This window comes from uncultured Intestinimonas sp. (assembly GCF_944387245.1).
In the GTDB taxonomy this organism is placed as follows: Bacteria; Bacillota; Clostridia; order Oscillospirales; family Oscillospiraceae; genus Intestinimonas.
The window spans coordinates 22,988-32,140 of record NZ_CALXEE010000021.1; the positions used below are offsets into that span (position 1 = coordinate 22,988).

Consider the following 9,153-nt stretch of genomic DNA (forward strand, 5'->3'; position numbering starts at 1 on the left):
ACGGTAAGGAGATTTGTATGCTGAAATTTGACGAGGAAAAACAGCTTGCCAGCGTCCAGGGCGCCCTGGCCCTCCGGCCCCGGATTGAGGCCGTGGTGGACGGCATCTGCAAGGACGGCTTCCGGAACCTATGCTGGCTGGGCATCGGCGGGACCTATGCCTCCTGCCTCCAGGCCCAGGCCCACATGAAGGAGCGCTCCGACCTGGACCTCTTTGTGGAGAACGCGGCGGAGTACCTCACCACCGGCAACCGCCGGGTGGGGGAGGGCACCATCGTGGTCATCTCCTCCGTCACCGGCAGCACCGAAGAGATGGTGAAGGGCGTGGAGAAGGCCAAGGCCGCCGGCGCCAAGGTGCTGGGCTTCATCGACGTGGAGACCGCGGCCCTGGCCAGTATGGTGGATTGGGAGATCGCCTATCCCGCCAATGAGCAGCTCAAATTCTTCATGGTGGCCGACCGATTCATGTACCACCGGGGCGAGTTCCCGGAGTACGACGACTACTACGCCCAGCTGGACGCCCACCTGGCCCGGGACCTGGTGGAGGTGGAGAAGGCCGCCGACGCCTTCGGCCTGGCCTTTGCCCAGAAGCACCACGACGACAAGCTCCACTACTTCGTGGGCGCCGGCAACCAGTACGGCTCCACTTACTCCTACGCCATGTGCTACTGGGAGGAGCAGCACTGGATCCGCACCAAGAGCATCCACTCCGCCGAGTTCTTCCACGGCATGCTGGAGATCGTGGACCGGGACACCCCGGTGACCGTCTTTGTGGGCGAGGACGCCCAGCGTCCCCTCAGCGAGCGGGTGGTGAAGTTCCTGCCCCGGGTATGCGCCAACTTCACCGTCATCGACTCCAAGGATTACGACCTGCCCGGCATCGATGAGAAGTACCGTGGGAACCTCTCCCACCTGGTGACCCACGCCGTCACCCAGCGCATCGACGCACACATCGAGGCCATCAACTGCCACCCCATGGAGATCCGGCGTTACTACCGTCAATTCAAGTATTGAGCAAAAGGGACCGCCCCGGGTAGCACCGGGGCGGTCCCTGTCAGGAGGAGCCTATGGAACTGGGCATGTTCACCAGCGGCTACCAGCGCTATCACCTGGAGCGGGCCTTCGCCGACGCCCGGGACCTGGGGTATGACTACATCGAGCTCTGGGGCGGCCGGCCCCACGCCTTTGCCCCCGACCTGAAGCGGGGAGAGCTGAAAGAGGTGCTGGCCCTGTCCCAGCGGTACGCCATGCCGGTGCGGGTCTACACCCCCGAGCACAACGCCTACCCCTATAACTATATGACGGGCAGCCGCCTCCAGTGGGAGGACACCATGGACTACCTGAAGCTGTGCCTGGACATGGGCAAGGCTCTGGGGGCGGAGCACACCCTGATTTCGGTGGGTCACGGCGGCTGCGGTGTGCCCCGGCGGGAGCTGTGGAAGCGGCTCATCGACAGCCTGCGGGTGCTCTCCGCCCACGCCGAGACCATCGGCCACAGCATCCTGCTGGAGAGCCTCACCCCCTACGAGAGCAACCTGTGCAACACGGCGGGGGAGCTGGCCCAGGTGCTGGAGGAGGTGGGCTCCCCCTGTCTGCTGGGCATGTGCGACGTGGTGCCGCCTTCGGCTGTGGGAGAGCCGGTGACCGAGTATCTGGACCTGCTGGGGGAGCGGATGGCCCACCTCCACCTGGTGGACAGCGACGGGACCAGCGACACCCACATGCTGCCCGGGGAGGGCCGGCTCTACCTGCCGGAGCTGCTCCGGGAGCTGGAGCACCGGGGCTACCGGGGCCGGGCCACCATCGAGCTGGTGACGGCCTACATCGCCGAGCCCACCCTGGCCGCCCGCCGGGCGGTGGAGCGGGTCCGGGCCATGCTGCCATAAGCCAACGGAACACAGGAGGACGACATGAACGAGAACTGCAAGCTGGCCGCCGTAGGGGACAACTGCATCGATTTCTACGACCAGACCGGGGACGCCTATCCCGGCGGCAACCCGGTGAATGTGGCGGTCTACACCGTCCGGCTGGGGGGGACGGCCTCCTACACCGGAGTGGTGGGGGAGGACGACTACGGCGCCCTCATGCGCCGGGCCATCGCCGGCAGGGGGGTGGACGTCTCCCATCTGCGCACCGAGCCGGGGAATACCGCCCTGTCCCACGTGTCCATCGTGGACGGGGACCGGGTCTTTGGTGACTACGAGGAGGGGGTCATGGCCTCCTTCCGCCTTACCGACGAGGACATCGACTTCCTCTGCGCCCACGACATGGTGGTGTCCGGCCTGTGGGGCATGATCGCCCCCGACCTGCCCAAGCTGAAGGCTCGTGGAGTCAAAGTGGCCTTCGACTTCGCCGACAAGCCGGAGGACCCAGTGGCGGCCCAGGCCCTTCCCTTCGTGGACTACGCCTTTTTCTCCAACGACGCCGACGGGGATGCTGCCCTGGAGGACTTCCTCCGAAACGTCACCGCCAAGGGCCCCAAGGTGGCGGTGGTCACCCGGGGAGAGAAGGGCAGCCTGGCCTACGACGGCGAGCGCTTCTACCGGGGGGACATCGTCCCCTGCCAGGTGGTGGACACCATGGGCGCCGGGGACAGCTTCATTGCCGGGTTCCTGTACGGCCTCATGCGGGGGCAGGACATCCCCGCCTGCATGGCCCTGGGCGCCCAGAACAGCAGTGTCACCCTGGGCTACGCCGGAGCCTGGTGAGCCTCTCGCCCATACGGAACAGAAAGAACGCCCTCACCGCGCAGCGGTGAGGGCGTTCTTTGTCTGCTCTGCTGTTGTTACAGTCCGGCCACCTCGTCCTGGTCCACCAGGCGGATGCCGTGGGCAGTGAGGGCGGCGGTGGCCGCCTCCCCGTCCTGGACCCGGAAGATCATGTAGGCGTGGTCGGCGTCGGCGCCGCCCAGGAAGGCGTACATGTACTCCACATTGACGGCGGCCTCGTTGAGGACCTGGAGGACCTGGTTGAGTCCGCCGGGCTCATCGGGGATCATCACCCCCAGCACGGGGGTCAGGCTGTGAATGAAGCCGGCGTCCTTGAGCACGGTGGTGGCGTCGTAGACGTTGTCCACGATGAGCCGCACGATGCCGAAGTCCTTGGTCTCGGCCAGGGACAGGGCCCGCATGTCCACCCCGTTCTGGGCCAGAGCGGTGGTCATGGCGTGGAGGGTGCCGGGCTTGTTTTCCAGAAACACGGAGATCTGCTTCAAACTCATGGTCGTTCCTCCCCTCAGATCTTGCGGCGGTCGATGACCCGGACGGCCTTGCCTTCGCTGCGGACGATGGACTTGGGGGCCACCAGGGTAACCTTGGCCGCCAGGCCCAGCATGGAGCGCAGGCCGTCCACCAGCTCGTCCTGACGGCGTGAGACCTCGCCCAGGTTGTCGGTGAACATCTCGGGGGTCATCTCTACGTGGACGTCCAGGGTGTCGGTGGACTTGACCCGGTCCACAATGATCTGGTAGTTGGCGGGGTAGCCGTAGTTGAGGAGCACCGTCTCGATCTGGGACGGGAACACGTTGACGCCCCGGATGATGAGCATGTCGTCGGTGCGGCCCTTGGGCTTGACCATCTTCACATGGGTGCGGCCGCAGGGGCACTTCTCACGGCTGAGGGAGCAGATGTCCCGGGTGCGGTAGCGCAGCAGGGGGAAGGCCTCCTTGGTGATGGAGGTAAAGACCAGCTCGCCCTGGCTGCCCTCGGGCAGCACCTCGCCGGTGTCAGGGTCGATGATCTCGGCGATGAAGTGGTCCTCATTGATGTGCATGCCGCTCTGGGCGGAGCACTCGAAGGACACGCCCGGGCCGGAGAGCTCGGTGAGGCCGTAGATGTCGTAGGCCTTGATGCCCAGGGTGTTCTGGATGTCCTGGCGCATCTCCTCACTCCAGGCCTCGGCGCCGAAGATGCCCGCCTTCAGGGGGATCTGGTCGGGGGTGAGGCCCATGTCCCGCATGGTCTCGCCGATGTAGGCGGCGTAGGAGGGGGTGCAGCAGAGGATGGTGGCGTTCAGGTCACGGATGAACATGATCTGCCGCTCAGTGTTGCCGGAGGAGGTGGGGATGGTGAGGCAGCCCACCTTGTGGCTGCCGCCGTTGAGGCCGGGGCCGCCGGTGAAGAGGCCGTAGCCGTAGGACACCTGACACACGTCCTCGTTGGTGCCGCCGGCGGCCACGATGGCCCGGGCGCAGCAGTCCTCCCACAGATCGATGTCGTGCTGGGTGTAGAAGGCCACCACCCGCTTGCCAGTGGTGCCCGAGGTAGACTGGATGCGCACGCAGTCCTTCAGGGGCATGCCCACCAGGCCGTAGGGATAGGCCTCCCGCAGGTCGGCCTTGGAGAGGAAGGGCAGCTTGTGAAGGTCGTCCACGCCCTTGATGTCGGCGGGGGTGAGGCCCTTGGCCTCCATCTTCTTGCGGTAGTAGGGGACATTGTCCCACACGTGCTGGACCTGCTTGACCAGTCGCTCGTTCTGCCAGGCCAGGATCTGCTCCCGGGAGGCGCACTCGATCTCAGGCTGATAATAGCGTTCCATGGGTATCATCCCTCTCTGGTTTCTGAAATATCCCTGCCCCCTCCCGCGAAAAGGCGGAGCAAGGGGGACCCGGTATCGACATATCAAATAAAGTTCTTTGCCAAGCTTTCTTTCAAGAAAGCGGAGCGGAGTTTATGCCTTCTGGCCCAGGGCAAAGGCCTTCCTGTTCAGTTCCAGGAACTTCTCCGGCACACAGGCGTTGATGGCCTCCTGCCAGGCCTCCTCGGGGAAGTCGAAGTAGTGGGACAGCCGGCCCATAAGGACCAGATTCACCGCCTTGGAGGAGCCGGCCTCCTCGGCCAGGGCCAGGCAGTCCAGGGCGTCCACCTTGGCGCCGGCGGCCTGCATCTTGGCCACCAGGTCCGTGGGGTATTCCGCCGCGCCGGTGATGACCGGCATGGGGTCGATCTGCTGGGTGGAGGTGACGATCTGGCCGTCGGGCCGCAGGTACTCCAGCCACCGGGCCGCCTCCAGCAGCTCAAAGGAGACGATGCAGTGGGCCTCGCCCTTGTCGATGACGGGGGAGTAGACCCTGTCGCCGTAGCGGACGTAGGTCACCACGCTGCCGCCCCGCTGGGACATGCCGTGGACCTCGGAGACCTTTACGTCATAGCCCTGCTCCATGAGGAGGTGGCCCAGCAGCTTGCTGGCCAGCAGGGAGCCCTGGCCGCCCACGCCCACGATCATGATGTTCTTGGTTTCCATGGCTCAACCCTCCTTCCCGGTGCTCTCGAAGGCACCCACGGGGCACAGCTGCTCGCACACGCCGCAGCCCACGCACAGGGTGTTGTCCACCCAGGCCTTGCCGCCCTTGATGGAGATGGCGGGGCAGCCGATCTTCATGCAGGACTTGCAGCCGATGCACTTGTCCTTGTTCACCGCCAGGGGGGGCTTGTGCTTGACGTACTTGAGAAGGGCGCAGGGCCGACGGGAGATGATAACCGAGGGCTCCGCCGCGGAGAGCTCCTCCTTCACGGCCTGGTCGCAGGCCTTCAGGTCGTAGGGGTCCACCACCCGGACCCGGTTAAAGCCCATGGCCCGGCACAGGGCCTCCAGGTCGATCTTGCCCGCCGGGTCGCCCTTGATGTTGTAGCCGGTGGTGGGGTTTTGCTGGTGGCCGGTCATGCCGGTGATGGAGTTGTCCAGGATGATGACGGTGGAGTTGGACTGGTTGTAGGCGATGTTGGCAAGGCCGGTCATGCCCGAGTGCATGAAGGTGGAGTCGCCGATGACGGCCACCGTCCTGCCCTCGCTCTCGCCGCCCAGGGCCTTGTTGAAGCCGTGGATGGCCGACACGGAGGCGCCCATGCACAGCGTCATCTCCATGGCCGCCAGAGGGGCCACGGCGCCCAGGGTATAGCAGCCGATGTCGCCCAGAACGGTGCACTTATTCTTGTTGAGGGTATAGAAAAGACCCCGGTGGGGACAGCCGGCGCACATGACGGGGGGGCGGCCGGGGACGGCCTGGTTGAGGGCCTTGCCCGTATGTACCTCGCCGCCCAGGGCGGCGGCCACCAGGTTCTGGGAGAATTCGTCGATCATGGGGAGGACGTCCTTGCCCAGGACCTCCAGGCCCAGCTTGCGGCAGTGGTCCTCAATGATGGGGTCCAGCTCCTCCACTACGGCCAGACGGTCCACCTTGGAGGCAAAGTTCTTGATGAGCTCCACCGGCAGGGGGTTGGTCATGCCCAGCTTGAGGACGGAGACCGAGTCCCCAAAGACCTCCTTGACGTACTGGTAGGAGGTGGAGGCGGTGATGATGCCCAGGGCGGTGCCGCCCATTTCCACCCGGTTCACCGGGGCGGTCTCCGCCCAGGCGACGAGCTTCCGGGTGCGCTCCTCCACCACGGGGTGGCGCTGCTTGGCGTTGCCCGGCATCATGACGTATTTGGCGATGTTCTTCTCATAGGGCTTGGCCGGGGGTTCCACCCGGTCGCCGGTCTCCACCAGGGCCTGGGAGTGGGAGACCCGGGTGCACATCTTCAGCAGCACCGGGGTGTCGAACTCCTCGGAGAGCTCGTAGGCCAGCTTGGTAAACTGGAGGGCCTCGGCGGAGTCGGAGGGCTCCAGCATGGGGAGCTTGGCGGCGATGGCGTGGTGCCGGGAGTCCTGCTCGTTCTGGGAGGAGTGCATCCCGGCGTCGTCGGCCACGCCGATGACGATACCGGCGTTGACGCCGGTGTAGGACATGGTATAGAGGGGGTCGGCGGCCACGTTGAGGCCCACGTGCTTCATGCCGCAGAAGGAACGCTTACCCGCCAGGGAGGCGCCGAAGGCGGCCTCCATGGCTACCTTCTCATTAGGGGCCCACTCACAGTAGATCTCGTCATACTGGACGGCCTCCTCGGTGATCTCGGTACTGGGGGTGCCTGGATAGCTGGAAATCAGGGAACAACCAGCCTCATAGAGCCCCCGGGCAACGGCGGCGTTGCCCAACATCAGTTGCTTCATTCCACTTCCACCTTGCTTTCCTGCGTTTCTTGGGAGACCGGCGGGATCTCCCGCTTGTCCAGACCGCTCCGTAGGATCACGTCACGCATGACGCCTCCCGCTCCGTTGTCCAGCATGGCCCGCCGCACCCGGCTGATGGTGGCGCTGCTGGCCCCCGTCCGCTCCAGGATGTCCAGGTACACCAGCCCCTGCTGGAGATAGACCGCCACATCGAAGCGCTGCTCCATGGACCGCAACTCCACCGGTGTACACAGGTCCTCAAAAAAGCGGCAGCACTCCTCCGCATCTTTCAGCTTCGCAATGGTCTCGTACAACGCCAGACTGCGCTCCTTGCGCTCTGTCTTTGCCATAATATGCTCCTTCCGGACGATCAAAAAATGGACCGGCTCCCGCCGGCTGGGTATACTACTTCAATGTTAACACATTAAAGCGTGACAGTAAACAAAAAATTCGCCATTTTTAAAATTTATTTGGTTGACTTGACAGGGCGTGGGAAATCGGCTATGATACTTTAGTGGTTTAAAGGAAAAAATAACCGGCGGGTCCGCCCGCCGCGGAAAGGAACGAGCCGGTATGCCCATTACCGATCTGCTGGAGCGCAACAGCAAGCTCTATGGTGATGAGATCGCCCTGGTGGAGATCAACCCCGAGGTCCACGAGAAGCAGCGGGTGACCTGGAAGGAGTACGCCCTGATCCAGCCCACCTCCTCCGTCCCCTACCGCCGGGAGATCACCTGGTCGGTCTTTGACGAGAAGGCCAACCGGGTGGCCAATCTGCTCCTGGGCCGGGGCATCCGGAAAGGCCAGAAGGTGGCCATCCTCCTGATGAACTGCCTGGAATGGCTGCCCATCTATTTCGGCATTTTAAAGACGGGGGCGGTGGCCGTCCCCCTGAACTTCCGCTATACCGCCGAGGAGATCGACTACTGCGTCAAGCTGGCCAACGCCGACGTGCTCTTCTTCGGCCCCGAGTTCATCGGCCGGGTGGAGGACATCGCCGACGACCTGGGCCGGGAGCGGCTCCTCTTCTTCGTGGGGGACAGCTGCCCCTCCTTCGCCGAGGACTACCACCGGGCGGCGGCCAACTGTTCCAGCGTGGCCCCCAAGGTCCTCATCGACGACGAGGACGAGGGCGCCATCTACTACTCCTCCGGCACCACCGGCTTCCCCAAGGCCATCCTCCTGCGGCACAACGCCCTCCTCCAGGCCGCCCGCATGGAGGCCATCCACCACAAGACCACCCATGAGGACGTCTTTTTGTGCATCCCGCCCCTCTACCACACCGGCGCCAAGATGCACTGGTTCGGCTCCCTCTTCACCGGCGGCAAGGCCGTCCTCCTGAAGGGCAACTCCCCCGAGGCCATCTTCCACGCCATCTCCCAGGAGGGGTGTACCATCGTGTGGCTGCTGGTGCCCTGGTGCCAGGACATCCTGGCCGCCCTGGACCGGGGAGTCCTCCAGCTGCCCAATTACCGGCTCAGCCAGTGGCGGCTCATGCACATCGGCGCCCAGCCGGTGCCCCCCAGCCTCATCAAGCACTGGGTGCGCTACTTCCCCAACCACAAGTACGACACCAACTACGGCCTCTCCGAGTCCACCGGCCCGGGCTGTGTCCACCTGGGATTGGACAACATCGAAAAGGTGGGGGCCATCGGCGTCCCCGGCTACGGCTGGCAGGCCAAGATTGTGGACGAGAACGGCGCTGAGGTGGAACAGGGTCAGGTGGGCGAGCTGTGCGTGAAGGGGCCCGGCGTCATGGTGTGCTATTACCACGACCCCAAGGCCACCGCCGAGGTCCTCCACGACGGCTGGCTCCACACCGGCGACATGGCCCGCCAGGACGAGGAGGGCTTCTACTACCTGGTGGACCGGAAAAAGGACGTCATCATCTCCGGCGGCGAGAATCTCTACCCGGTGCAGATCGAGGACTTCCTCTCCGCCCACCCCAAGGTCCACGACGTGGCCGTCATCGGCCTGCCCGACCGGCGGCTGGGTGAGATCGCCGCCGCCATCATCCAAGTCAAGGAGGGGGAGACCTGCACCGAGGAGGAGATCAACCGCTTCTGCAACGAGCTGCCCCGGTACAAGCGCCCCCGGAAGATCATCTTCGCCCCCGTCCCCCGCAACGCCACCGGCAAGATCGAAAAGCCCAGGCTCCGGGAGCAGT

Annotated in this window: 9 protein-coding genes; 4 read left to right on the forward strand and 5 right to left on the reverse strand. The window is 64.8% G+C overall.

What is annotated here, in order from left to right; all coding sequences use genetic code 11:
- The first annotated feature begins 17 nt into the window (after positions 1 to 17).
- The 3 genes from Q0K15_RS04670 to frlD are packed head-to-tail and all read left to right on the forward strand — an operon-like array spanning position 18 to position 2,707.
- On the forward strand, positions 18 to 1,013 hold the full coding sequence (locus Q0K15_RS04670) for an SIS domain-containing protein (RefSeq protein WP_130848384.1): 996 nt from the start codon (positions 18 to 20) through the stop codon (positions 1,011 to 1,013).
- A gap of 53 nt (positions 1,014 to 1,066) precedes the next feature.
- The gene (frlC, locus tag Q0K15_RS04675) at positions 1,067 to 1,885 is read left to right on the forward strand and encodes a fructoselysine 3-epimerase (RefSeq protein ID WP_294512961.1); all 819 of its coding nucleotides are present in this window, start codon (positions 1,067 to 1,069) and stop codon (positions 1,883 to 1,885) included.
- Between the two features lie 24 nt (positions 1,886 to 1,909).
- Positions 1,910 to 2,707 carry a fructoselysine 6-kinase gene (frlD, locus tag Q0K15_RS04680; RefSeq protein WP_294512964.1) on the forward strand — a complete coding sequence of 266 codons (798 nt, stop codon included), beginning with the start codon at positions 1,910 to 1,912 and terminating at the stop codon, positions 2,705 to 2,707.
- A 77-nt stretch (positions 2,708 to 2,784) separates the two neighbouring features.
- On the opposite strand, the gene Q0K15_RS04685 is transcribed toward frlD, so the two are convergent.
- The 5 genes from Q0K15_RS04685 to Q0K15_RS04705 all read right to left on the reverse strand — a co-directional run bounded on the left by Q0K15_RS04685 (position 2,785) and on the right by Q0K15_RS04705 (position 7,336).
- Complete coding sequence (locus tag Q0K15_RS04685) at positions 2,785 to 3,219, reverse strand: ACT domain-containing protein (protein ID WP_294512967.1); 435 nt, start codon at positions 3,217 to 3,219, stop codon at positions 2,785 to 2,787.
- Between the two features lie 14 nt (positions 3,220 to 3,233).
- Entirely contained in the window at positions 3,234 to 4,535 is a 1,302-nt protein-coding gene (locus Q0K15_RS04690) for a phenylacetate--CoA ligase (protein ID WP_294512970.1), read from the reverse strand.
- A gap of 132 nt (positions 4,536 to 4,667) precedes the next feature.
- A complete protein-coding gene (locus Q0K15_RS04695; protein ID WP_294512973.1) occupies positions 4,668 to 5,240 on the reverse strand; it encodes an indolepyruvate oxidoreductase subunit beta in 573 nt (190 codons plus the stop codon).
- 3 nt (positions 5,241 to 5,243) lie between these two features.
- Positions 5,244 to 6,986, reverse strand: a complete 1,743-nt coding sequence (gene iorA, locus Q0K15_RS04700) for an indolepyruvate ferredoxin oxidoreductase subunit alpha (RefSeq protein ID WP_294512976.1) — start codon at positions 6,984 to 6,986, stop codon at positions 5,244 to 5,246.
- Entirely contained in the window at positions 6,983 to 7,336 is a 354-nt protein-coding gene (locus Q0K15_RS04705) for a YerC/YecD family TrpR-related protein (RefSeq protein ID WP_227603064.1), read from the reverse strand. Before Q0K15_RS04705 ends, iorA begins: the two co-directional genes overlap by 4 nt.
- A 223-nt stretch (positions 7,337 to 7,559) precedes the next feature.
- Here Q0K15_RS04705 and Q0K15_RS04710 point away from each other — a divergent pair.
- On the forward strand, positions 7,560 to 9,153 hold a 1,594-nt coding region (locus Q0K15_RS04710), incomplete at its 3' end, for a class I adenylate-forming enzyme family protein (RefSeq protein ID WP_294513005.1).